The organism is Ancylobacter rudongensis (assembly GCF_900100155.1).
GTDB lineage: Bacteria > Pseudomonadota > Alphaproteobacteria > Rhizobiales > Xanthobacteraceae > Ancylobacter > Ancylobacter rudongensis.
Map to the genome: position 1 here is coordinate 197006 of NZ_FMTP01000006.1, position 22532 is coordinate 219537.

Annotated in this window: 20 protein-coding genes; 13 read left to right on the top strand and 7 right to left on the bottom strand. The window is 70.2% G+C overall.

Annotated elements, in window-relative coordinates; genetic code table 11:
* The first annotated feature begins 2 nt into the window (after nt 1-2).
* Both BLO63_RS16025 and BLO63_RS16030 read left to right on the top strand, forming a co-directional pair.
* A complete protein-coding gene (locus tag BLO63_RS16025; protein ID WP_091442546.1) occupies nt 3-3896 on the top strand; it encodes a non-ribosomal peptide synthetase in 3894 nt (1297 codons plus the stop codon).
* Entirely contained in the window at nt 3878-4654 is a 777-nt protein-coding gene (locus tag BLO63_RS16030) for a 2,3-dihydro-2,3-dihydroxybenzoate dehydrogenase (RefSeq protein WP_091442548.1), read from the top strand. Before BLO63_RS16025 ends, BLO63_RS16030 begins: the two co-directional genes overlap by 19 nt.
* Nucleotides 4655-4717: 63 nt before the next feature.
* Here BLO63_RS16030 and BLO63_RS16035 read toward each other — a convergent pair whose 3' ends face one another.
* The 3 genes from BLO63_RS16035 to BLO63_RS16045 form a co-directional block, all read right to left on the bottom strand.
* Nucleotides 4718-5530 carry an ABC transporter ATP-binding protein gene (locus tag BLO63_RS16035; RefSeq protein ID WP_091442551.1) on the bottom strand — a complete coding sequence of 271 codons (813 nt, stop codon included), beginning with the start codon at nt 5528-5530 and terminating at the stop codon, nt 4718-4720.
* Entirely contained in the window at nt 5530-6621 is a 1092-nt protein-coding gene (locus BLO63_RS16040; RefSeq protein ID WP_091442554.1) for a FecCD family ABC transporter permease, read from the bottom strand. Before BLO63_RS16040 ends, BLO63_RS16035 begins: the two co-directional genes overlap by 1 nt.
* A 92-nt stretch (nt 6622-6713) precedes the next feature.
* Nucleotides 6714-7052: an immunity 53 family protein gene (locus BLO63_RS16045; RefSeq protein WP_091442556.1), complete on the bottom strand. Its 339-nt coding sequence runs from the start codon at nt 7050-7052 to the stop codon at nt 6714-6716.
* 395 nt (nt 7053-7447) lie between these two features.
* Here BLO63_RS16045 and BLO63_RS16050 point away from each other — a divergent pair, with 395 nt between their 5' ends.
* The gene (locus tag BLO63_RS16050) at nt 7448-8263 is read left to right on the top strand and encodes an alpha/beta hydrolase (RefSeq protein ID WP_091442558.1); all 816 of its coding nucleotides are present in this window, start codon (nt 7448-7450) and stop codon (nt 8261-8263) included.
* A 98-nt stretch (nt 8264-8361) separates the two neighbouring features.
* Nucleotides 8362-8907, top strand: a complete 546-nt coding sequence (locus tag BLO63_RS16055) for a disulfide bond formation protein B (protein WP_244517906.1) — start codon at nt 8362-8364, stop codon at nt 8905-8907.
* 64 nt (nt 8908-8971) lie between these two features.
* Here the strand turns inward: BLO63_RS16055 and BLO63_RS16060 are convergent, their stop codons facing one another.
* The 4 genes from BLO63_RS16060 to BLO63_RS16075 all read right to left on the bottom strand — a co-directional run bounded on the left by BLO63_RS16060 (nt 8972) and on the right by BLO63_RS16075 (nt 13905).
* Nucleotides 8972-9529 carry an HNH endonuclease gene (locus BLO63_RS16060; RefSeq protein WP_091442561.1) on the bottom strand — a complete coding sequence of 186 codons (558 nt, stop codon included), beginning with the start codon at nt 9527-9529 and terminating at the stop codon, nt 8972-8974.
* Nucleotides 9530-9673: 144 nt separating this feature from the next.
* The gene (locus tag BLO63_RS16065) at nt 9674-10333 is read right to left on the bottom strand and encodes an alpha/beta hydrolase (RefSeq protein ID WP_091442564.1); all 660 of its coding nucleotides are present in this window, start codon (nt 10331-10333) and stop codon (nt 9674-9676) included.
* A complete protein-coding gene (locus BLO63_RS16070) occupies nt 10333-12270 on the bottom strand; it encodes a M23 family metallopeptidase (RefSeq protein ID WP_091442566.1) in 1938 nt (645 codons plus the stop codon). The genes BLO63_RS16065 and BLO63_RS16070 overlap by 1 nt, the downstream gene beginning before the upstream one ends.
* Nucleotides 12271-12606: 336 nt before the next feature.
* Complete coding sequence (locus BLO63_RS16075) at nt 12607-13905, bottom strand: CE1 family esterase (RefSeq protein WP_091442569.1); 1299 nt, start codon at nt 13903-13905, stop codon at nt 12607-12609.
* A 307-nt stretch (nt 13906-14212) separates the two neighbouring features.
* Between BLO63_RS16075 and sdhC the strand changes: the two genes are divergently transcribed.
* The 9 genes from sdhC (at nt 14213) to BLO63_RS16120 (ending at nt 22519) form a co-directional block, all read left to right on the top strand.
* Nucleotides 14213-14605 carry a succinate dehydrogenase, cytochrome b556 subunit gene (sdhC, locus tag BLO63_RS16080; RefSeq protein ID WP_091442572.1) on the top strand — a complete coding sequence of 131 codons (393 nt, stop codon included), beginning with the start codon at nt 14213-14215 and terminating at the stop codon, nt 14603-14605.
* Between the two features lie 4 nt (nt 14606-14609).
* Nucleotides 14610-15008, top strand: a complete 399-nt coding sequence (sdhD, locus tag BLO63_RS16085; protein WP_018388059.1) for a succinate dehydrogenase, hydrophobic membrane anchor protein — start codon at nt 14610-14612, stop codon at nt 15006-15008.
* 4 nt (nt 15009-15012) lie between these two features.
* Nucleotides 15013-16851, top strand: coding sequence for a succinate dehydrogenase flavoprotein subunit (gene sdhA / locus BLO63_RS16090; protein ID WP_091442573.1), 1839 nt, complete (start codon nt 15013-15015; stop codon nt 16849-16851).
* Between the two features lie 21 nt (nt 16852-16872).
* Nucleotides 16873-17655, top strand: a complete 783-nt coding sequence (locus BLO63_RS16095; protein WP_091442576.1) for a succinate dehydrogenase iron-sulfur subunit — start codon at nt 16873-16875, stop codon at nt 17653-17655.
* Nucleotides 17656-17724: 69 nt separating this feature from the next.
* Nucleotides 17725-18339: a LysE family translocator gene (locus BLO63_RS16100; RefSeq protein WP_091442577.1), complete on the top strand. Its 615-nt coding sequence runs from the start codon at nt 17725-17727 to the stop codon at nt 18337-18339.
* A gap of 7 nt (nt 18340-18346) precedes the next feature.
* On the top strand, nt 18347-19225 hold the full coding sequence (gluQRS, locus tag BLO63_RS16105; RefSeq protein WP_091442580.1) for a tRNA glutamyl-Q(34) synthetase GluQRS: 879 nt from the start codon (nt 18347-18349) through the stop codon (nt 19223-19225).
* A 182-nt stretch (nt 19226-19407) separates the two neighbouring features.
* On the top strand, nt 19408-21024 hold the full coding sequence (gene mdlC, locus BLO63_RS16110; RefSeq protein WP_244517907.1) for a benzoylformate decarboxylase: 1617 nt from the start codon (nt 19408-19410) through the stop codon (nt 21022-21024).
* 93 nt (nt 21025-21117) lie between these two features.
* Nucleotides 21118-21828: a spermidine synthase family protein gene (locus BLO63_RS16115; protein WP_091442584.1), complete on the top strand. Its 711-nt coding sequence runs from the start codon at nt 21118-21120 to the stop codon at nt 21826-21828.
* Between the two features lie 22 nt (nt 21829-21850).
* Nucleotides 21851-22519 carry a DUF2161 domain-containing phosphodiesterase gene (locus tag BLO63_RS16120; protein ID WP_126280742.1) on the top strand — a complete coding sequence of 223 codons (669 nt, stop codon included), beginning with the start codon at nt 21851-21853 and terminating at the stop codon, nt 22517-22519.
* The last annotated feature ends 13 nt before the right edge of the window (nt 22520-22532 follow it).

Genomic DNA, 22532 nt, shown 5'->3' on the forward strand with positions numbered 1-22532 from the left:
GTATGATCAAACAGCAGGCCCATCCGCTCACCGAGGCGCAGTCCGGCCTGTGGTATGCGCAGCGGCTCGACCCAGCCAATCCGCTGTTCAACACCGGCCAGTCTATCGAGCTGACCGGTCCGCTGGACCGCGCCGCTTTTGAAGCCGCGCTGGCGCAAGCGGTGGCCGAGGCCGACGCGCTTTCGCTGCGCATGATCGACGCGGCCGGCGAGCCGATGCAGGCGATCGACCCCGCGCAGCGTCCGGTGCTTGAGGTGATCGACCTTTCGCGGGAGATCGACCCGCTGGCCGCCGCGCGGGCGGAGATTGCCCGCGACATGGCGACCCCGATCGACCCGACGCGCGACAAACTCGCCGCCGAGCGGCTGTTCGTGCTGGGGCCGACGCGGCATGTCTGGCAGCAGCGCATCCACCATCTCGCCATTGACGGCTACGGGATGATCCTGCTCACCCAGCGCGTGGCAGAGCTCTACAATGCTCGCCGACGCGGCATCGCCCCGGGCGCGCTGCTGCCCGGCCTTGCCGTCGCCTTTGCCGAGGACGCGGCCTATCGCGGCTCGGAGAAGCGGGAAAAGGATGGCGCCTATTGGCGCGCGCTGTTCGCCGACGCGCCCGACGTGGCGAGCCTTGCGCCCGGCAACCCTTCGAGCGGGCCGGCTTTCCATCGCCGCGCGGTGGAGATCGAGGCGGAGGTCTTCGCCCGCGTGAAAGCGGTAGCCGAGCGCACGGCCATTCCCTGGCCGGATGTCGTGACGGCGCTGGCCGCGGCCTATGTCGGGCGCCACGCCGGCACGCCCGAGGTGATCGTCGGGGTGCCCTTCATGGCCCGGCTCGGCAGCGCGGCCGCGCGGGTGCCTTCCATGCTGATGAACGTGCTGCCGCTGCGCGTCGACGTGACGGAGGGGGGCGACCTCGACGCCTATCTTGGCGCGGTGGCGAAAAGCCTGACCCGCGCCCGCCGGCACGGGCGCTACCGCTCCGAACAGCTGCGCCGCGACCTCGGGCGGGTCGGCGGTCTGCGCCGGCTGCACGGGCCGCTCATCAACCTTCTGCCCTTCGACGAGACGCCGCGCTTTGAAGGGCTGACCTGCCGGCTGGAGGTGCTGTCGACCGGGCCGGTGGAGGACATCACCTTCACCTTCCGACTGCATGGTACGGACGGGCTGCGGCTGGAGGTCGACGCCAACCCCGATCTCTACAGCATCGAGAGCGTCGCGGCACATGCTGCCCGGCTCGCGCACTTCATCGCGGCGGCCAGTGCGGCGGAGGGCCTTGCCGATATACCCACCGCGACGCCGGAGGAGATGCGCCGCCATCTGTTCGATCTCAACGCCACCGACCACGCCGTGCCCGACACCACGCTCGCCGCGCTGATCGAGGCGCAGATGGCGGCGACGCCGCAGGCGCCAGCGCTCCGCTTTGCCGGCGAGGACATGGATTACGCGACGCTTGAGAGGCGCAGTCGGGCGCTGGCGGAGCGGCTGGCGATTTCCGGCGACATCGTCGCGGTGGCGCTGCCACGCTCCCTTGAGCTGGTGGTGGCGCTGGTGGCGGTGCTGCGGGCGGGGCTTGCCTATCTCCCGCTCGACCTCGTCCAGCCCGATGCCCGGCTTTCCCGCATTCTTGCCTCGGCCCGGCCGCGCCTCGTGCTGGCGCAGGCGGAGGACGCGCACCGCTTCAAGGGCGAGGTCCAGGTGTTGGCCCCGGCCGACTGGCCGGAGGCGCCCGCCGGCAACCCGCTGCCCGGCCCGGCGCCGGAGGATGCGGCCTATGTGATCTACACTTCCGGCTCGACCGGCGAACCGAAGGGCGTGGTGATCGAGCACCGCGCCATCGTCAACCGGCTTGAATGGATGCGGACGCATTACGGGTTCTCCGCCGCCGACCGCATCCTGCAGAAGACCCCGGCGACCTTCGATGTCTCGGTGTGGGAGTTCTTCCTGCCGCTGATATCAGGCGCCTGCCTTGTCGTCGCGCCGCCCGAGGCGCATCGCGAACCGCTGGCGCTGGCGCGGATCATCCGCGACGAGGCGATCACCACGGCGCATTTCGTGCCCTCCATGCTGGCGGCCTTTCTCACGGAGCCGACCGCAAAGGGGCTGAGCCTTGCCCGCGTGTTCTGCTCCGGCGAGGAACTGCCGGCGGATCTGCGCGACCGCTTCCGCCGCACCCTCTCCGCCGAGCTGCACAATCTCTACGGGCCGACCGAGGCGGCGGTGGATGTGAGCTATTGGCCGGCCGGTGCGGATGATCGTTCGCGCCCGGTGCCGATCGGCTTTCCCGTGTGGAACACGCGGCTCTATGTACTGGACGCCCAGGGCCGGCCGCAGCCGCCTGACGTGCCGGGGCATCTCTTCCTTGGCGGCGTGCAGCTGGCGCGCGGCTATCTCGGCCGCGACGACCTGACCAGCGAGCGCTTCCGTCCCGACCCATTCCGGCCGGACGAGCGAATCTATGCCACCGGCGATCTCGCTCTGTGGCGGCCGGACGGGGCGGTGGTTTTCCTCGGTCGTTCCGACCATCAGGTGAAAATACGCGGCCTGCGCATCGAACTCGGCGAGATCGAGGCGGCGGCGATGGACAGCGGCCTCGTGCGCCAGGTCGTCATCCTCGCCCGCGAGGACCGGGGGACGACCCGCCTCGTCGCCTATGTGGTGGTCGAAGCCGGCGCCGACCCCTCTACGCTGAAGGTGGCGATGGCCGCCCGCCTGCCGGACTATATGGTGCCAGCGGCGATCATCGCGCTGGACGTACTGCCAGTGAACGCCAATGGCAAACTCGACCGTGCCGCCCTGCCGGCGCCGGATTTCGCCAGTGCCGGCCAGCGTTTGCCGGCCACGCCGACCGAGCGGACGCTGGCCGGGCTGTTCGCGGCCGAGCTGCAGCTCGGCGCGCCGGTGGCAGCGGAGGACGATTTCTTTGCGCTGGGCGGGGATTCACTCAGTGCCGTCGCGCTGCTGCTGCGGGTGCGGGCGGCTTTCGGGCACGACCCCGGCCTTGGCGCGCTGTTCACCCAGCCGACGGTGGAAGGCTTCGCTCGGCTGCTGGAGGCGCAGGCTCCGGCGCAGGATCTTGGCCTCGCCCCGCTCATCACCCTTGTGGAGGGCGCGCCCGACCTGCCGCCTTTGTTCGTCATCCATCCCGCCGGCGGCATTTCGTGGTGCTACGGACGACTGGCGCGGGCGCTAACGCCCCGTCGCACTGTGTATGGCCTGCAGGCGCCGGCGCTGGCGCCGGGCGTGCCGCCGCCGGAAAGCCTGGAGGCGCTGGCCGCACACTATGTGGAGCATATCCGCGCGCTGTATCCTCGGGGGCCTTACCACCTGCTCGGTTGGTCGGTCGGCGGCATCCTCGCCCAGGCGATGGCGGTGCGACTCGCCGAGGCCGGCGCGGCAGTGGGCGTGCTGGCGATGCTCGATTCCTACCCCTGCGATGTCTGGCGCGGCGAGCCGGATCCGGGCGAAGACGGTGCCTTGCGGGCGCTGCTCGCTATTGCCGGCCATGACCCCGACCGGCTGCCGGCGCTGGCGCTGAACCGCGCTAGCGTGCGCGCCTTCCTGCGCGCCTCCGACAGCCCGCTTGGCCAATTGCCCGACGCGGCGCTCGATGGCGTCGTGCGGGTGGTGGCGGGCAATAACCGGCTGGTGCGCCAGCATTTTCACCAGCGCTATGGTGGCTCGATCCTGCATTTCCGCGCCGCGCTGGACCACGTGGGGCGCGACCTCTCGCCGGCGCAGTGGAAGCCTTATGCAGCGGCGGTCGAGGTGATCGAGGTGCCGAGCCTGCACGCCCATCTCACCGGGCCGGAGGCGGTGCAGACCATCGCTCCGGTGCTGGCGAAGGCGCTGGCCGTGACAGAGGCGAGCGAGGAAACGCGATGCGCGACAGCGGGTTAAAGGAGAAAATCGCGCTGGTGACCGGCGCGGCCGGCGGTATCGGTGCCGCCGTGGTGCGCCAGCTTGCCGGCGAGGGCGCGCGCGTCGTCGCTACCGACCGCGACGAGGCAGGGGTGAAGGCGCTGGCCGAAGAGCTGGGCGCGGCGGTGATTCCGGTCGTGCTCGACGTGCGTTCGAGCGAGGCGGTGGACGCGCTGGTGGCACGCGTGGAATGTGAGGTCGGTCCCATCGACCTGCTCGCCCATGTCGCCGGCGTGCTCTCTTATGAGCCGGTGGTGAGCCTTTCCGACACGGAGTGGGAGCGGGTGCTGGATATCAACGCCACCGGCGTTTTCCGGGTGGCGCGGGCGGTGGCGCGGGTGATGCAGCCGCGCCATCGCGGGGCGATGGTGGTGGTGTCGTCGAATGCCGCCGGCATTCCGCGCCACGCCATGGCGGCCTATGCCGCTTCCAAGGCGGCGGCGACCATGTTCACCCGCTGCCTCGGGCTGGAGCTGGCGCCGCACGGCATACGCTGCAATATCGTCGCGCCGGGCTCGACCCTGACGCCGATGCAGACCGGCATGTGGGCGGACGAACACGGCGCCGCCCGGGTGATCGCCGGCACGCCGGCCACCTTCAAATCCGGCATCCCCTTGGGAAAGCTGGCGAATCCGGACGATATCGCCGACGCGGTGCTGTTCCTGCTCTCCGACCGTGCCGGCCATGTCACCATGGCCGATCTCTATGTCGATGGCGGCGCCACGCTGCGCGGCTAGAGCCTTGAATCTACGCGTTTTCTTGACGCGAACCGGTATCCACTTCGCTCGAAAACGCTCTAGCTACACCGCCCGGTCGACAATGACCTGCAAAAAGCCCTGCGAGCAGGGCTCGACCCGGGCCTCGACCTTGTAGACGCGGGCCAGCATCTCAGGCGTGATGGCCTGTTCCGGCGGGCCGTCGGCGGCGACAAGCCCTTGTTCCAGAACGACAATTCGCTGGCAATAGCGGGCGGCCTGGGCGATGTCGTGCAGGACGATCACCACGATGATGGACCGCTCGCGCGCCAGTTCCGCCACCAGCTGCATCACCCGCATCTGATGGTGGATGTCGAGCGCGCTGGTCGGCTCGTCCAGCAACAGCACGGTCGGCTCGCGCACCAGCGACTGGGCGAGACTGGCGAGCTGGCGCTGGCCGCCGGACAATTCATCGAGTCCGCGCCGGGAAAGATCAAGGATTCCAAGACGTTCCAGCACCTCCAGCGCGCGCGCCTGCGCTTGCGTCTGGGACAGGACCCTATCGCTGCGGGCCGACATCAGCGCCGAGAGCGTCGCTTCGAACACGGTGAGCGCCACCCGCTGCGGCAGCGCCTGCGGCATGTAGGTGACATGGCGCGCATGCTGCGAAATCGGCAGGCGGGTCAGTTCGATCGGGTGGACGATCGGTGCGGTGGGACCGATATGGCCAAGACGGACCGACCCCCGCGCCGGCACCAGCCCGGCGAGGGCGCGCAGCAGCGTGGTCTTGCCGGCCGCGTTCGGGCCGATCAGCGCCGTCACCCCGCCACCTGCAACCGGAGGTAGAGTGAGGTTGTCGATAATCGGACGCTTGCCATAGACGACGGACAGGCCCTCGATGGTGAGGTGCGGCACCATCACATCCGCTCCCGCCGGCTGAAGATCAGCACCATGAAGAAGGGCACGCCGATCAGCGCGGTGACGATGCCGACCGGCAGCAGCGCGCCGGGCACGATGAGCTTCGAGCCGACCGAGGCCAGCGACATGATGACGGCGCCGGCCAGCATCGAGGCCGGCAGGAAGAAGCGGTGGTCCTCGCCCACCAGAAGCCGGGCGATGTGCGGCGCCACCAGCCCGATGAAGCCGATGGTGCCGACAAAGGCGACCGAGGTGGCGGCCAGCAGGCTGACCCGCAGCAGCGAGAAGAAGCGCAGCCGCTTGACCGAGATGCCGAAGGAGCGCGCCCGGTCCTCGCCCAGGCGCAGCGCCGTCATCCGCCAGGCGGCGGCCAGCGAGAACGGCACCACGGCGGCGGTGACGAGCGCCAGCACGCCGAGCTTGCCCCAGCTGGCACGCGAGAGGCTGCCCATGCTCCAGAACACCAGCTGCTGCAGCGCCTCCTGGCTGGCGACATACTGCACCAGCGCCACCAGCGCGTTGAAGGTGAACACCAGCGCGATGCCGAACAGCACCAGCGTTTCCACCCCGGTGCCGCGCAGATTGGCCATGGCCTGCAGCATCAGCACCGAGCCGAGGGCGAAGAGGAAGGCGAAGGCCGGCAGGTTCCAGTCGGCGGGAAGGAGCGGCAGGCTCACCCCCAGCACCAGCGCCAGCGCCGCGCCGAAGGAGGCGGCGGAAGAGACGCCCAGGGTGAAGGGGCTGGCCAGCGGGTTGTTGAGGATGGTCTGCATCTCCGCCCCGGCCAGCGCCAGCGCCGTGCCCACCAGCACCGCCATCAGCGCCGTGGGCAGGCGCACCTCCCAGATGATGACGCGGGAGGGGGCGTCGAGCCCGGCGGGGTTCACAAGGCCCGACACCACCTCGGCAAGCGGCAGGTTGGACGGGCCGGTGGCGATGTCGAACAGCAGCGCCATCACCATCAGCGCGCCGAGCCCGGCAACGATGAGCACCCGCCGGCGCACCAGGCGGGCATAGGCGGCGCGCTCGCCGGCATGGGCGGCGTGGGGGGCCGCATCTGCGGCGTCGATGGGGGCAGAGGGCGGGCGCATGCGATCTCCGGCGGCCGTTCGGCGCCACGGGGCGCCAAAGGCACACCGGCGGTTCTGCATGAGCCGCAACGGCGGGTCAAGTTGCTGCTGCGTCAGGGAAATTTCTGGAATCGTTCCAGTGTGGGGCGGTTCTTTGGAGGCGTCTCTAGTGCGAAGGTGCGGAACGCCTCCAGCAGCGAACGAAGATGGAGCGGGCCGCCAGCCCCCCGAAACAGGTTGTCTTCCGTCCAGCAGGTCCACCAGTCCGTCGGGTGCTCGTAATTATGCTGAATCCGATCGAGTGTCCGGCCGTCGCAGTCCGTTCCGCAAAGGTCGACAGTCAACGTCCAGCCCGGGTTGTCGAGGGTGTCGATGCGTACGCCGTAGCTGTGCTCCCAATCGCCATCGCATTGGGCCTGATACCAGCCGGTCAACCAATCGAACACGTCCATTCGCAAACCGTATCACCGGGCCAGGCCGTGCCAAAGCGTGCGAGCGCCTGATCTCGAAGGACGCAGGCCCGTGCCGTCGGCGGCCCCTCACCCCGACCCTCTCCCCGACGGGGAAAGGGGGAAGGGCGGTGCGCCGGGACCCACGGGAGCACGCCGGCGCCTTCCCATGGCGTCATCCCGGACGGTCCGCAGGACCGATCCGGGATCGCTAGATGTGTTGACTGGATTGCGATCCCGGCTTTGCGCTGTGCTCCGGCCGGGGTGACGCGCGGGGGGCTGATTGTCCGCAGGCGAGCGTGGCTCTCCCTTGGCGCCGGGGCGCGGGTGGGGCAAGAGGGGAAGGGCCGGAGCCCTCCGGCGCTGACACCACGTTCCCTCTGCCGCGGCGCCTGCCCATGAACCCTGTCACCCTGCCCGATGCCGAATGGTTCGACCTCGCCCCGCCCGGCGGCGGGGCGCCGTGGCGGATCTTTCTCGCCCACCCGCAGGGCGAGGCGCCGGCGGCGGGCTATCCCGCCTTGTTCATGCTCGACGCCAATGCCGGCTTTGCCACCCTCACTGAGGTGCTGCGGCGTGGGGCGGTGCGCCCCGCCGCCACCGGCATCGGGCCGATGCTGCTGGTCGGCATCGGCACCCCCGAGGGCGACGACGCGCGGGTGCGGCGGCATTTCGACTATACGGCCGGACCGGGGGCGGAGGGCCGCGGGCGGCCAACCGGCGGGCGCGACGCCTTTCTCGCCTTCATCGAGCAGGTGCTGAAGCCGGAGCTTGGCCGCCGGTTTCCCCTCGACCCGGCGCGGCAGACCCTGTTCGGCCATTCGCTCGCCGGCTGGTTCACGCTCGATGTGATGGCGCGCGACAGCGCCGCCTTCCGCTCCTATGTCGCGGTGAGCCCCTCGCTGTGGTGGGACGAGGGGCGGCTCATCGAAGGGCTGGCGCGGCCGCGCGCGATGCCGCCGCGGCTGTCCATTCTCGTCGGCGAATGGGAGCAGGCGCTCGCCCCCTGGCAGGCGGCGCGGCCGGAGGCGGCCGAGATGGCGGCGCGGCGGGCGCGGCGGGCCATGGTCGACCGGGCGCAGGGCTTTGCCGACCGGGCGCGGGCGGCACTCGGGCCGGAGGCGGAGGTGCGGTTCGAACGGCTGGCGGGGGAGGACCATGCCTCGATCCTGCCGGCGGCGATGGCGCGGGCGCTGCGCTTCGCGCTGGCGTGAGGGCGCCGGTATCCGGCAGACGTGATCGGCGCCCCCATTTGCGCCGGCGGGCCGAGCGGCTAGAAGTGGCGCGATTGCTTCACGCTCGGTGCCCGCCCATGAACATACCTGCCGCGACCGCGACCGCTTCCGCCCCTTCGCCCGCCGCCCGCCGCGCGGTGCGCAACCGCCAGGTGACGGCGGCGCTGGTGGTGGCGGTCGCCAGCGCCGGGGCGCTGGCCGGGGCGTGGTATTTCCAGCTGGTGGTGGGGCTGGCTCCATGCCCGCTCTGCCTGGAACAGCGCATTCCCTATTACATCGCCGTGCCGGTGGCGCTGATCGGCGCCGTGTGCGCGGCTTTCGGCAGGCAAGGGCCGGCGCGGGTGGCGCTGGCGCTGTGCGGCATGCTGATGGCGCTGGGCGCCTTTCTCGCCGTCTATCATGCCGGGGTGGAATGGGCCTGGTGGGCCGGGCCGGACACCTGCTCCGGCGCCGGGCCGGCGCTGGGCGGCGGCAATCTGCTGGGCCAGCTGCAGAGCGCGCGGGTGGTGCGCTGCGACGAGGCGGCGTGGCGGCTGCTCGGACTGTCGCTGGCGGGCTACAACGCCTTCATCGCCGGCGCGCTGACGGTCGTGGCGATGTGGGGCGCCTCGGCGAAGGCGTGAGAAAGACGGTTCATCCGCCCCCTCACCCCGGCCCTCTCCCCCACGGGGAGAGGGAGAACGCGGCTCACGGGTCGAGCTCGGTGTCCCAGTAGAGATAGTCCATCCAGCTGTCGTGCAAATAATTCGGCGGGAAGTGGCGGCCGTTCTGGTGCAGGTCGAACACGCTCGGCTGGTAGGGCTTCTGCCGCGGCACCATGTGCGCGGTTTCCGGCATCTGGCTGCCCTTGCGCAGATTGCAGGGCGAGCAGGCGGCGACGACGTTTTCCCAGGTGGTCTGGCCGCCGCGCGAGCGCGGAATGACGTGGTCGAAGGTCAAATCCTCGCGCGATTCGCAGTACTGGCAGGTGAAGCGGTCGCGCAGGAAGACGTTGAATCGGGTGAAGGCGGGCTGGCGCGAGGGGCGGATGAACGTCTTCAGCGAGACCACGCTCGGCAGCCGCATCTGGAAGGTCGCGCTGGAGACCTGCCGCTCATAATATTCGACGATGTTCACCCGATCGAGGAACACCGCCTTGATCGCGTCCTGCCATGCCCAGACCGAGAGGGGGTAATAGCTCAGCGGCCGGTAATCGGCGTTGAGCACGAGGGCAGGCCAGGCACCCGGAGACAAAGTCGCCGTCAACGCTCGCTCCCTGTCAGGAGCGTCAGCACGGCCGCTTGAGTCGGCGCCGCGTGACGCACGGCGATACTCTATAGGGAGCGTGTCAGTCTTGTGAAGCGCCGGCCGGCAATTCGCCGCAGTGCGGCAGATGGCAGAGGTCAGGCGTCAGGCCAGCACTTCGGTGAGGAAGCTGCCGGCCAGCGACAGGCCGGTGGCGTCGATGCCGTGGGCGAGGCCGTTGGAGAGGTGCGCGCGCACCGCGATCCCTTGTCTTTGCAGGCTTTCCACCGCGCGCGGCAGCGCCAGCGGCGGGATCACCTGGTCGAGATCGCCATGGATCAGCAGCACCGGCGGGCGGGCGATGATCTCGGCGTCGAATTCCGCCATGGCGCGCGCGGGCGGCAGCACATGGATGCCGGAAAAGCCGACAATGCCGGCGGGCGCCACCGTGCGGCGCAGGCCGGTGTGCAGCGCCATCATCGTGCCCTGGCTGAAGCCGACCAGCGCGAGGCGCGAGCCGGGCAGGTTCAGCCGGGCGAGCTCGGCGTCGAGGAAGCCGTCGAGCGCGCGCTGCGCGCTCTGCACCCCGGTCCAGCGCTCGCGGTCGTCGCGCTCGGTATAGCCGAACCATTGCCGGCCGACCGGGGCGATGGCCAGCGGCTCGGGCGCGTGCGGGGAGACGAAGGCGGTGTTGGGCAGCAGCGGCGCCCAGTACTCGCCGAGGTCGATCAGGTCGCGGCCGTCGGCGCCATAGCCGTGCAGCAGCACCACCAGAGAGGTGGCGGGGCCGCCGGCACGGGGCGGAAGGCGGGGTCCGTCCAGCATCAGTTGGTCTCGGCGGTGCCGGCGGCGCTGGCGGCGACGCGCGCGGCATTGCTGTGGTTGAGCAGCGCGTCGATCGTGGCGCGCTCCTTCTCGAAGCTGGCGAGAACGCGCCCGTCCAGCGCCCGCCCGCGCGGCAGGCGGATACGCATCGGGTCGACGAAGCGCCCGTTCACCAGCACCTCATAGTGCAGATGCGCGCCGGTGGAGAGGCCGGTGGAGCCAATATAGCCGATCAGCTGGCCCTGGCGCACCCGCACCCCTTCGCGGATGCCCTTGGCGAAGCTGGACTGGTGCGAATAGGTGGTGACATAGCCGTTGGCGTGCTGGATCTCGATGCGGCGGCCATAGCCGGAGGTCCAGGCGGCCTTCTTGATCACGCCATTGCCGGCGGCATAGATCGGCGTGCCGGTGCGGTCGGACCAGTCGACGCCCGAATGCAGGCGGCTATAGCCGAGGATCGGGTGGCGGCGCATGCCGAAGCCCGAGCGCAGCTGGCCGCCGGAGAGCGGCTTGCGCACCAGGAACTTCTTCGCGCTCTTGCCGGCATCGTCATAGAAGTCGACCAGCCCGTCATCCGGGGTCTGGTAGCGGTAATAGCGCCGCTCCTCGCCGCCGACGGTGAGGCCGGCATAGAGCACGCCGCCGGCGCCGCCGGCCTCGTCGGGCTCGAACAGCACCTCGAAGGAATCGCCGGCGCGCACGCGGCGCTGGAAGTCGACATCGAAGGAATAGACGCGGATCATGCTCTCGATGACCGGGCGGGGCACCTCGTGGCGCAGCGCGGTCTCCCAGATGCTGTCATAGAGGGTGATGCGACCGCTGCCGCCTTCCTCTTCGCCATCCTCGGGAGCGAGATCGGCGACCTGGGTGTCACCGGCTTCCTGCACGGGCAGGAAGTTGCCGCTGTCGGACAGCGCCACCGTGCCTTGATGGCCGCTTTCGCCGAACACCGCCACGCGCAGCGGCATCGCGCCCTCGGTGGCGTTGTCGAGCAGGACTTTCAGCCGCAGGCCGGGGGTGAGAGTGCCGGACAGCTCCCGGGTGCCGAAGGCCCGGGCGGCATCGTTGGCGGCGCCTTCCGGCACGCCGAGATCAATCAGCACGGAGGCGACGGTATCGCCGGCCTTGGCCACTACGGTGCGCTCGGACCAGTCATTGCCGCCGGAGGCGTCGTCGGCGGACTTGTCGACCGCCGACACATTCTCCGGCTGCTGCAGCGCATTCAGCGGATCGGCGGCGCCTGACGGCGCATAGGCCAGCACGCCGAGACCCGGAAAGGCCGGGGCGCGGGCGTCGGCGGTGGGGATGCTGAACTCGGCGGTTTCACGCACCTTCATCAGCACGTCTTCCATCGGCAACTCAGCCGCGAAGCGGGTGCTGGGGGGCAGCGCGCCGATGTCGCGCACGACGATGGTGAGGTCGCCGGTGGGCTCGGCCTGCACCGCCTCGGCCTCGTCATTGGTCGATTCGGCGATCAGCTTGGCCGGGTTGAAGCGCGGCACGTCGACCGAGGCGGAGGTGACGGACTGGGCGAGATTGGTCGCCACCTTGGTGACGGCGCGCACCTTGATGACTTCGCGGTCGCCATCCTTGACGGTGGTGGACAGGCGCAGCGTCTGCTTGGCGGAAAAGCTCTCCGAGAGGATCGACATCCGGTCGCCCTTGCGGGCGACATTGGACGGGCGCTCGCCGGCGGCCAGGGCGCCGCGCAGGGCGGAGCGGACGGTTTCGGGCGACTGGGCGAAGCGGTATTCGCCATCGAGCGCGGCATAGACCGCCCCACCCATGAGGGCGGCACCGCAAATGCCGGTGAGCAGCGTGGCCATGAGCCAGCGAATGGAGATGCGGCGGCGGTTGATCGGCTCCTCGGCGTCACCATCGACGCCGAGCGGAGGCTCGTCGCCGAGATCAAACGCCGCGAGGTGGGAGCGCCTCACGCCTGCCAGTCCGCGCCTTGTCTCCAAACCGGCTTTCCCCGCCTTTTCCCGATGTGCTCGCCGCGCGGTCCACGACCGGCTTCGGCACGTCTGTTTCCTGTGGCGCCCGACGGGCGCGATGGCATCGGAGGTTGCAAAATACCCCCGGCGCGGATGGGAGGCGACGATGCCGCCGGCAACACCGCCCGTCAACCCGCCGCGCCGGCGAATCGACCTGACCATCGGCAGCACTGCCGACGGGCGGAGCCGATGTAGAGCCGGCTCACGGCAAAAGGATGGCGACGACCCTATGGGAAGGGCCGCCGGCGGGCGGCGGCCGGCGGTCGGCGCGGCGCCCTATTGGGCGCTGGCGGCGCGCGGGCGCAGCGGCGAGGGCGGCGGCAGCGGCACCTGCGCCAGCCGGGTGGCCGGGGCCGGGGCGACCTGCGTGCCCTGCACGAAGCCGGCCCGGACAAAGCCGGCCTGCAGCGGCAGCGGCGCGCCGGGCGCGATCGGCCGTGTGAGCGAGGGGGCGGGCTCCGGCGCGGCGAAGGCGGTGGGCGCGGGGGCGCTCGCGCCGTCGGCGTCCGGCACGATGCCGGCCCAGGCATTGGCCGGCGTGGCCGGCTGGGCCCGGACCGGCCGCGCCGGAGGGGCGGGCGGCGCCAGGGCGAGGGCGGAGGAGGCGGAGGTGGTGGAAGCGGGAGCGCGCCCGGCGATCTCGACCGGCGGGGCGCCGCCGAAGCGCTTGAAGAAGGTCCAGATCTCCTCCGGCGCGTCGAGCCCGCTGCGGCGGGGGCCGAGCAGCACGGAGGCGAGCGCGTCCACCGCGTCGGTCGATTGTGAGGGCGGCTGGTGGCCGCCGGCCACCTCGTAATAGGCGACGGCGCCGCCGGGGGCGCAGTCGTTCCAGCGGGTGATGCGGGCATGCGGGGCGCTGGAGATGGCTGGCGCCGCGCAGCCGTCGAGCCGGGCGAACAGCGCGGCGGTGGCGTCGGCCGACATCAGCCGGGCGCCCGGGGTCGGGCGGCCGAAGGCCGGCACGATCGGGTCATAAGTGCCGTTCATCAGCAGGATCGGCACCGGCTTGGACGGGCGGCAGCTTTCCGCATAGTCCATCGGCACCGTCATCATCAGCGTCGCATAGGCCTGGAAGCGGTCGGCGTATTTGCAGGCGACATAGGCGGTGAGGAAGCCGCCATTGGAGAAGCCCATCAGATAGGCGCGGGAGGGATCGACAAGCCCCTCCGCCGTCAGCGCCTCCAGCACATCCAGCACGAAGCGGCCATCGTCGCGCTTGTGCAGCAGCGGGATGAAGCCGGCGATCGAGCTGCGGCCGTCATTCCACAGCAGGTTCATCCCCTTAGGGTAGGCGATGATAAAACCCTCGCGGTCGGCCACCGCGTCGAGATCGAGATAGCGCTGCATCATGCCGGCCGGCTGCAGGGCGCCGTGCAGGGCGATCACCAGCGGCAGCGGCTCGGGCGGGGCGTTCTTCGGCAGGTGCAGAATGTACTCGCGGCTGAGGCCGCCGGAGGTCAGCGTGCGGACCGAATCCCGTGACTGCGCAGCAGCCGGGGAGGCGGCAAGGCCGAGCAGGGCGACGAGCAGCACCAGTATTGCGCCAGGCAGGCAGCTGGGTTTCGCAAAAAGCATGGACGAGGCGACCTCGGTGCGCGGGTTCCGCGAGACCCCTACAGACGGCGGATTTCCGTCAATTAAAAGGCAAAGATGGTTAACAGGCCGTCAGCATCGGCTTTCGCGGGGCTTGCGCGGGCCGGATACGGGCCGAAAAGGGGGGGTGCGCGCGGCGGCTTCGATGCGCTAGGGTGTGCTTGCTGCAGCGCAACCGGAAACAGGGGCGCGGCGGAGGGAACGATAGACGCCACCTTTGGAATGATTGCGAACTGCAATCGTTTCCGCTACGCACACACCACATTCCTGAGTGATCTGGGACACCGACATGGCAGGAGCGGCCGAGCGGCCCCTTTCCCCACATCTGCAAATCTACCGCCCGATGCTGACGATGATGATGTCCATCGTCCATCGCATCACCGGCGTGGCTTTGTATCTCGGCACGCCGCTGCTGGTGGCCTGGCTGCTGGCCGCCGCCAGTTCCGAGCGGGCCTTCACCTTCGTGAACGGGATTTACGGCAGCTGGATCGGCCTTCTTCTCCTGGTCGGCTACAGCTGGGCGCTGATCCACCACGCGCTGGGCGGCATCCGCCATTTCGTCTGGGACACCGGCGCGGGCTTCGGCCCCGGGCCGCGCGAACTGTTCGCCAAGCTCACCATCGGCGGGTCGATCGCGCTGACCGCGGTGCTGTGGATCGTCATCTGGCTGGTGAAGGGCTGACCCCATGAGCGCGACCCCGGGTTCCTCCATGCGCACCCCGCGCCGGCGCGTCGCCGGCCTCGGCTCGGCGCGCTCCGGCACCGGCCATTTCTGGCTGCAGCGCGTGACCGCGCTCGCCAATCTTCTGCTGATCCTGATCGCCCTGCCAATCGTAATATGGGCAGCGGGTCAGGAGCAGGCGCAGACTCTCGCCATTCTCGGGCACCCGCTGGTCGCCATCGTGCTGCTGCTGCTGATCTTCTCGGTCTGCTTCCATATGCGGATCGGCATGCAGGTGGTGATCGAGGATTATGTGCCTGCCGAGGGGATGAAGGTGCTCGCGCTGATCGCCAATACGTTCTTCACCATTGCGGTCGGCAGTGCCGGCGCCTTCGCCGTCCTCAAGATCAGTTTCGGAGGCTGAGACCATGGCCGGGACCTCTTCCGCCACTGGCGCCGCCAACGGGGCGTCGCTGCGTTCCGCCTACCCGATCACCGACCACACCTATGACGTGGTGGTGGTTGGCGCCGGCGGCGCCGGCCTGCGCGCCGTGGTCGGCTGCTCGGAAGCCGGGCTGCGCACCGCCTGCGTGACCAAGGTGTTCCCCACCCGCTCGCACACCGTGGCGGCGCAGGGCGGCATCGCCGCCTCGCTCGGGAACATGGGCACCGACGACTGGCGCTTTCACATGTACGACACCGTGAAGGGGTCGGACTGGCTGGGCGACCAGGACGCCATCGAGTATCTCGTGCGCCACGCCCCCGCCGCCGTCTACGAGCTGGAGCACTGGGGCGTGCCGTTCTCGCGCACGGAAGCGGGCCAGATCTACCAGCGCCCGTTCGGCGGCATGACGGTGGACTATGGCAAGACCCCGGCGCAGCGCACCTGCGCCGCCGCCGACCGCACCGGCCACGCCATCCTGCACACGCTCTACGGCGCGGCGCTGAAGCACTCGGCCGAGTTCTTCATCGAATATTTCGCCCTCGACCTGATCATGGACGAGGAAGGCCGCTGCCGGGGCCTGGTCGCGCTGAAGATGGATGACGGCACGCTGCACCGTTTTCGCGCCCAGACCGTGATCCTCGCGACCGGCGGCTATGGCCGCGCCTATTTCTCCGCCACCTCAGCCCACACCTGCACCGGCGACGGCAATGCGATGGTGCTGCGCGCCGGCCTGCCGCTGCAGGACATGGAGTTCGTGCAGTTCCACCCCACCGGCATCTACGGCTCGGGCTGCCTGATCACCGAGGGCGCGCGCGGCGAGGGCGGCTATCTCACCAATGCCGAGGGCGAGCGCTTCATGGAGCGCTACGCCCCCTCGGCCAAGGACCTTGCCTCGCGCGACGTGGTCTCGCGGTCGATGACGATGGAGATCCGCGAGGGACGCGGCGTCGGCAAGAACAAGGACCACATCTACCTGCATCTCGACCATCTCGACCCGGCGATCCTGCATGAGCGGCTGCCGGGCATTTCCGAGAGCGCCAAGATCTTCGCCGGCGTCGACGTGACCAAGGAGCCGATCCCGGTGCTGCCGACCGTGCATTACAACATGGGCGGCATCCCGACGAACTTCCACGGCGAGGTCGTCACCAAGAAGCACGGCAACCCGGACCATGTGGTGCCCGGCTTGATGGCGGTGGGCGAATGCGCCTGCGTCTCCATTCACGGCGCCAACCGGCTCGGTTCCAACTCGCTCACCGACCTCGTGGTGTTCGGCCGCGCGGCGGCGCTGCGCTGCGCCGACATCCTCACCGCCGGCGACAAGCAGCGCGAGCTGCCGGCCGATTCCGCCGATCTGGCGCTGGCCCGGCTCGACCGCTTCCGCAACGCTCATGGCGGCACGCCGACTGCCGAGCTGCGCCTGTCGATGCAGAAGGTGATGCAGAACAATTGCGCCGTCTACCGCACCGGCGAGGTGCTGGAGGAAGGCCGCAAGCTGATCGCCGACGTGTTCGCCGGCACCAGCGACATCGACGTCACCGACCGCTCGCTGATCTGGAATTCCGATCTCATCGAGACGCTGGAATATGACAATCTGATCGCGCAGGCGAGCGTGACCATGGAAAGCGCCGCCGCCCGCACCGAGAGCCGCGGCGCCCATGCGCGCGAGGATTATCCCGAGCGCGACGACGCCCATTGGATGAAGCACACGCTGGCCTTCATGGATTTCGAGACGCAGTCGGTGCGCCTCGACGACCGGCCGGTGCACACCTACACGCTGTCGAACGACATCCAGTACATCGAGCCGCGCAAGCGGGTGTATTGAGCCGGGGAACGATCGCTCGCCATGGTCCAGCTCACGCTTCCGAAGAACTCGCAGCTTGTCGAAGGCAAGGTGTGGCCCAAGCCGGCCGGCACCAACCGGCTGACCGAGTACAAGATCTACCGCTGGAACCCGGATGACGGGAAAAATCCGAGCGTCGACACCTATTATGTCGACCGCGACGATTGCGGGCCGATGGTGCTGGACGGGCTGATCTGGATCAAGACCAAGATCGACCCGACACTGACCTTCCGCCGCTCCTGCCGCGAGGGCATTTGCGGCTCCTGCGCCATGAACATTGACGGCACCAATACGCTGGCCTGCCTGAAGAGCATGGACGAGGTGGATGCCTCGGCGGTGAAGATCTACCCGCTGCCGCACATGCCCGTGGTGAAGGACCTGGTGCCTGATCTCACCCAGTTCTACGCCCAGCACGCCTCGGTGGAGCCGTGGCTGCACACCGAGACCCCGGCGCCGGAGAAGGAATGGCGGCAGGCGCGCGGCGATCGCGAGAAGCTGGACGGGCTGTATGAGTGCATTCTGTGCGCCTGCTGCTCCACCTCCTGCCCGAGCTATTGGTGGAATGGCGACCGCTATCTCGGCCCGGCCGCGCTGCTGCAGGCCTATCGCTGGCTGATCGACAGCCGCGACGAGGCCACCGGCGATCGGCTGGACGACCTCGAAGACCCGTTCCGGCTCTATCGCTGCCACACCATCATGAACTGCGCCAAGGCCTGCCCGAAGGGGCTGAACCCGGCCAAGGCGATCGCCGAGATCAAGAAGATGATGGTGGCGCGCCAGTTCTGAGCTTAACGCCGGGCGGCGGAGCTTCTATCCTCGGCTTCCGGCGCGCCGCTGCGCCGGGGGAAGTTGACCATGGATGTCTGGACGCTGCTCGCCTTCGCGGCGGCCTTCTTCGTCTTCGCCGCCAGCCCCGGCCCTGACAATATGACCATCGTTGCGCGCACCCTTTCGCATGGCGCGAGCGCCGGGCTTGCCTATGGCGCCGGCACCGTCGCCGGGGTGCTCGTTTTCCTTGCCCTTGCCGCCTGCGGCCTCTCGCTGCTGGCGCAGGAGATGGGGTGGCTGATGACGGCGCTGCGCTATGCCGGCGCGGCCTGGCTGATCTGGATGGGCGTGCGGCTGTGGACCGCCGTGCCTGTGGTGCCGGCGCTGGCGCCGGGGACCGTGCGGCGTGGGCTGCTGCCGGATTTCGCGACCGGCCTCGCGCTCAATCTCGGCAATCCGAAGATGCCGCTGTTCTATCTGGCGCTGCTGCCGAATGTGGTGGGGCCCTCGCTGACGCTCGGCCAGCTGGCGAGCCTTGCCACCATCATCCTCGCCGTGGAGGTGCTGGTGGTGGGTGGCCATGTGCTGCTCGCCGGGCGCGCGCGCCGGCTGCTGCGCACCCCGGCCGTGGTGCGCCGGGTCAACCGTACCGCCGGCGGCGTGATGGTGGGCGCGGGCGTCGCGGTGGTCGCGGCGCGCTGAGGACGCCGTGCCGCGCCCCGCCTTCCGCTTCGCCCCCAGCCCCAATGGGCTTCTGCATCTCGGCCATGCCCGCTCGGCGCTGCTGAACGAGGCGCTGGCGCGCGCCTGCGGCGGGCGGCTCCTGCTGCGGATCGAGGATATCGACATTGAGCGCTGCCGGCCGGAATTCGAGGCGGCGCTCGTCGAGGACCTCGCCTGGCTGGGGCTGGAGTGGGAGCGGCCGGTGCGCCGGCAGTCGGAACATTTCGCCGACTATGCATCGGCGCTCGTCCGGCTTGACGCGCTGGGCCTCGTCTATCCCAGCTTCGAGAGCCGGGGCGATATCCGCCGCGCGGTGGCGGCGCGACCTGACTGGCCGCGCGACCCGGACGGGGCGCCGCTGTTTCCGTTTCCCCGCAGTGCCATGAGCGCGGCCGAGCGGGCGCGCCGTGTCGCGGCGGGGGAGCCTTATGCGTTGCGGCTCGACATGGCGCGGGCGGTGGAGACGGCGGTGGCGGTGGCCGGGCCGCTCGGCTGGCAGGAAGTGGAGGCGGCCGGCGGCACGGCCCGCCTCGTCGCCGCCGACCCGCTGGCCTGGGGCGACGTGATCCTCGCCCGCAAGGACGTGCCGACCGCCTATCATCTCGCCGTGGTGGTGGACGACGCGCTGCAGGGCATCACCCATGTGGTGCGCGGCGCGGACCTCAAGGCGGCGACCTCGGTGCACCGTGTGCTGCAGGTGCTGCTGGGCCTGCCGGCGCCGCTCTACACCCACCATTCGCTGCTGCTCGACGCGGAAGGGCGCAAGCTCTCCAAGTCCATCGGCTCGCAGGGCCTCGACGCGCTGCGGGCGCAGGGAGTGCCCCCCGACGAGGTGCGGCGAAGGGCGCTGGAAGAGCCGTGGTAGCGGGATGGAGGCGGGCGGCAGATTTTCCGCATGCGTCGCTCGTACGCCAACGAACGGGGTTGAGTTCCCTCCCGTAATCGGGAAGCTTTGGCCGCCCGGCGCCGCGACATGGTGCTTGCGGGGGGCAGAGCGACGCGCGGCCTGCGGGGGCCGCCGTGGGGGACAAGATGACGGGTTCAACCGTGCGTTCGGTCACGTATGACCTTCTGCGTGACCTTGGCCTGACGACCTTCTTCGGCAATCCGGGCTCGACCGAGGAAACCTTCCTCAAGGATTTTCCGGCCGATTTCACCTATCACCTCGCCTTGCAGGAGGCCTCCGCCATCGCCATCGCCGATGGCTATGCGCAGGCGACCGGCAAGCCGGCGATCGTCAATGTCCACACCGCCGCCGGGCTCGGCAATGCGATGGGCAACCTCATCACCGCCGCGCTCAACAAGACGCCGCTCATCGTCACCGCCGGCCAGCAGACGCGCGAAATGCTGCTGATGGAGCCGTGGTTGACCAATGTCGACGCGACGCAGCTGCCGCGTCCCTGGGTGAAATGGGCCTATGAGCCGGCGCGGCCGGAAGACGTGCCCGCCGCCTTCATGCGCGCCTATGCCACCGCCACGCAGGCGCCGGCCGGGCCGGTGTTCCTCTCGCTGCCGCTCGACGATTGGGACAAACCGCTGGAAGGCCGGGCGGTGGTGCGCACGGTGAGCCAGCGCATCGCGCCTGACCCGGAGCGGCTGAAGGAATTCGCCGACATCCTTTCCGGCGCCACCAACCCGGCGCTGATTTTCGGCGCGGCGATCGACCGGGGCGCCGGCTGGCCGGATGCCATCGCGCTGGCGGAGGCGCTCGACGCCACCGTCTTCGCGGCGCCGGCGAGCGAGCGCTGCCCCTTCCCGGAGGACCACCCGCTCTATGCCGGCGGGCTGCCCTTCGCCATCGGCCCGCTGTCCGAGAAGCTGAAGGGGCACGATGTCGCCCTCGTCATCGGCGCGCCGGTGTTCCGCTATTACCCCTATGTCGCCGGCGACTATTTGCCGGAGGGGCTGCGGCTGCTGCATATCAGCGACGATCCGGCGGAGACGGCGCGCGCCCCGGTCGGCGACAGCCTGGTGGGCGATGCGGTGCTGGCGACGCGCGGGCTGGCCGGGCTGGTGAGGACCCGGGCGGGCACGGGCGCGGCCCGCGAAAAACTGGCGCACCGGATGGCGCCGCATCCGGCGTCCGACGCGCCGGCGCATGCGGGCGAGGTGCCGACCGCCGCTGAGGTGTTCGCGGCGCTGGCCGAAGCGCGGCTGCCGCACACGGTGCTGGTGGAGGAATCGCCCTCCAACCTCGCCGACCTGCACACGCACTGGCCGATCACCGAGCCGGCGACCTTCTTCACCTTCGCCAGCGGCGGGCTCGGCTGGAACCTGCCGGCCTCGGTCGGCATCGCGCTGGGCGAGCGCGACACCGGGCGCAACCGGCCAGTGATGCTGATCATCGGCGACGGCTCGTTCCAATATTCGCTGCAGGCGCTGTGGACGGCGGCGCAGAGCGGGCTGCCGCTGGTGATCCTGGCGCTGCGCAATGGCGAATATGGCATCCTCAAATCCTTCGCCGTGCTGGAGGAGACGCCCGGCGTGCCGGGGCTGGACATTCCCGGCCTCGACCTCGTCAGCCTCGCCAAGGGATTTGGCTGCGCCGCCGAGCGGATCAGCGATCTCGGCGTGCTGAAGCAGCGGATGGCGGCGGCGTTCAATGCCACGGGGCCGACCGTGTTCGAGGTGCCGATCAACCCGTCCATCCCGCCGCTGATCTGAGCGGCGCGGCGAAAGGCGGTATCGGCGCGCGCGTCTTGCCCGGGGGGCCCGTTCGGCGCTACCTCGGGGGATGCCGCGCACCGAGACGCCCTCATGATTCCCTGGACCCTGCTCGATACCGCCCACGTGCCCGAGGGCGGCGAGCTGCGCCTCAAGCGGCGGGGCGCGGAATTCTCCATCATGGCCGGGGCGATCGAGCTGATGAACAGCCGCCTCAGCGGCTCGGAGCAGGCGCTGGCGACGCTGGTCTGCGCCCGGCTGGGCGCGCGCCCGGCGCCGGTACTGCTGATCGGCGGGCTCGGCATGGGCTTCACCCTGCGCGCCGCGCTGGGCGAGGTGGGGCCCGAGGCGCGTCTCGTGGTGGCGGAGCTGGTGCCGGCGGTGATCGGCTGGGCGCGCGGGCCGATGGCGGAGATCTTCGGCGACAGCCTCGATGATCCCCGCGTCACCGTTCAGGAAGGCGATGTCGCCGGCCTGATCGGCAAGGGCCGGGCCGCCTATGACGCCATCCTGCTCGATGTCGACAATGGCCCGGGCGGGCTGACGCGGGCGGCCAATGACGGGCTCTACAGCCCCGCCGGGCTGGGCGCGGCATGGGCGGCGCTGCGGCCGGGCGGTGTGCTGGCGGTGTGGTCCTCGGCGCCCGATAGCGGCTTCACCAGCCGCCTGCGCCGGGCGGGCTTCGCTGTGGAGGAGGCGCGGGTGCGCGCCCATGGCAAAAGCGGCGCGCGCCATGTGATCTGGCTGGCCGAAAAGCGCGCGGGCGGTGCCCCGGCGGCGCCGCGCCCGCCGCGCCGTCCCTGAGTTCAAGCCCGGAGGACGGACCCTGGAGACCTCGCTCTATCTGCCGATCAAGCGCTTTCTGGAACAACGCGGCTTCACCGTGAAGGGGGAGATCGGCGGCTGTGACCTGGTGGCGCTCTCCGATGACGAGACCCCTATTGTGGTGATCGGCGAACTGAAGCTCAGCTTCAATCTGGAGCTGGTGCTGCAGGCGGTGCACCGCGCCGGGGCCGGCGACGAGGTGTGGCTCGCGGCACGGGCCTCGCTGCGCGGCGGCGGCCGCGAGAGCGATGCCCGCTTCCGCAATCTCTGCCGCCGGCTCGGCTTCGGCATGCTGCTGGTGGCGCCGGACGGCGCGGTGACGATCCTGGTCGCGCCTGATGCGCCGATGCCGCGCAAGGACCCGCGCCGGCGCTCGCGCCTGGTGTCCGAGCACAGGCGGCGGCAGGGCGACCCGGCAGTGGGCGGCGGCTCGCGGGTGCCTGTGATGACCGCCTATCGCCAGCAGGCGCTGGCCTGCGCCGCCGTGCTGGCGGCGGGGCCGGCACGCCCGCGCGATCTGCGCCCGCGCGCGCCGGATGCGGGGAAAATCCTGCGCGACAATGTCTATGGCTGGTTCGCCCGCACCGAGCGCGGCGTCTATGAACTCACGCCGGCCGGGCATGAGGCGCTGGCGCGCTGGCCGCAGGCGGTGGTCGAACCCTCGGTGTAGCCGGCGCCGCGTC

Coding starts and splice junctions, on each gene's coding strand:
- BLO63_RS16025 (WP_091442546.1), top strand. CDS start 3: ATGATCAAACAGCAGGCCCATCCGCTCACCGAGGCGCAGTCCGGCCTG.
- BLO63_RS16030 (WP_091442548.1), top strand. CDS start 3,878: ATGCGCGACAGCGGGTTAAAGGAGAAAATCGCGCTGGTGACCGGCGCG.
- BLO63_RS16035 (WP_091442551.1), bottom strand. CDS start 5,530: ATGGTGCCGCACCTCACCATCGAGGGCCTGTCCGTCGTCTATGGCAAG.
- BLO63_RS16040 (WP_091442554.1), bottom strand. CDS start 6,621: ATGCGCCCGCCCTCTGCCCCCATCGACGCCGCAGATGCGGCCCCCCAC.
- BLO63_RS16045 (WP_091442556.1), bottom strand. CDS start 7,052: ATGGACGTGTTCGATTGGTTGACCGGCTGGTATCAGGCCCAATGCGAT.
- BLO63_RS16050 (WP_091442558.1), top strand. CDS start 7,448: ATGAACCCTGTCACCCTGCCCGATGCCGAATGGTTCGACCTCGCCCCG.
- BLO63_RS16055 (WP_244517906.1), top strand. CDS start 8,362: ATGAACATACCTGCCGCGACCGCGACCGCTTCCGCCCCTTCGCCCGCC.
- BLO63_RS16065 (WP_091442564.1), bottom strand. CDS start 10,333: ATGCTGGACGGACCCCGCCTTCCGCCCCGTGCCGGCGGCCCCGCCACC.
- BLO63_RS16075 (WP_091442569.1), bottom strand. CDS start 13,905: ATGCTTTTTGCGAAACCCAGCTGCCTGCCTGGCGCAATACTGGTGCTG.
- sdhC (WP_091442572.1), top strand. CDS start 14,213: ATGGCAGGAGCGGCCGAGCGGCCCCTTTCCCCACATCTGCAAATCTAC.
- sdhD (WP_018388059.1), top strand. CDS start 14,610: ATGAGCGCGACCCCGGGTTCCTCCATGCGCACCCCGCGCCGGCGCGTC.
- sdhA (WP_091442573.1), top strand. CDS start 15,013: ATGGCCGGGACCTCTTCCGCCACTGGCGCCGCCAACGGGGCGTCGCTG.
- BLO63_RS16095 (WP_091442576.1), top strand. CDS start 16,873: ATGGTCCAGCTCACGCTTCCGAAGAACTCGCAGCTTGTCGAAGGCAAG.
- BLO63_RS16100 (WP_091442577.1), top strand. CDS start 17,725: ATGGATGTCTGGACGCTGCTCGCCTTCGCGGCGGCCTTCTTCGTCTTC.
- BLO63_RS16115 (WP_091442584.1), top strand. CDS start 21,118: ATGATTCCCTGGACCCTGCTCGATACCGCCCACGTGCCCGAGGGCGGC.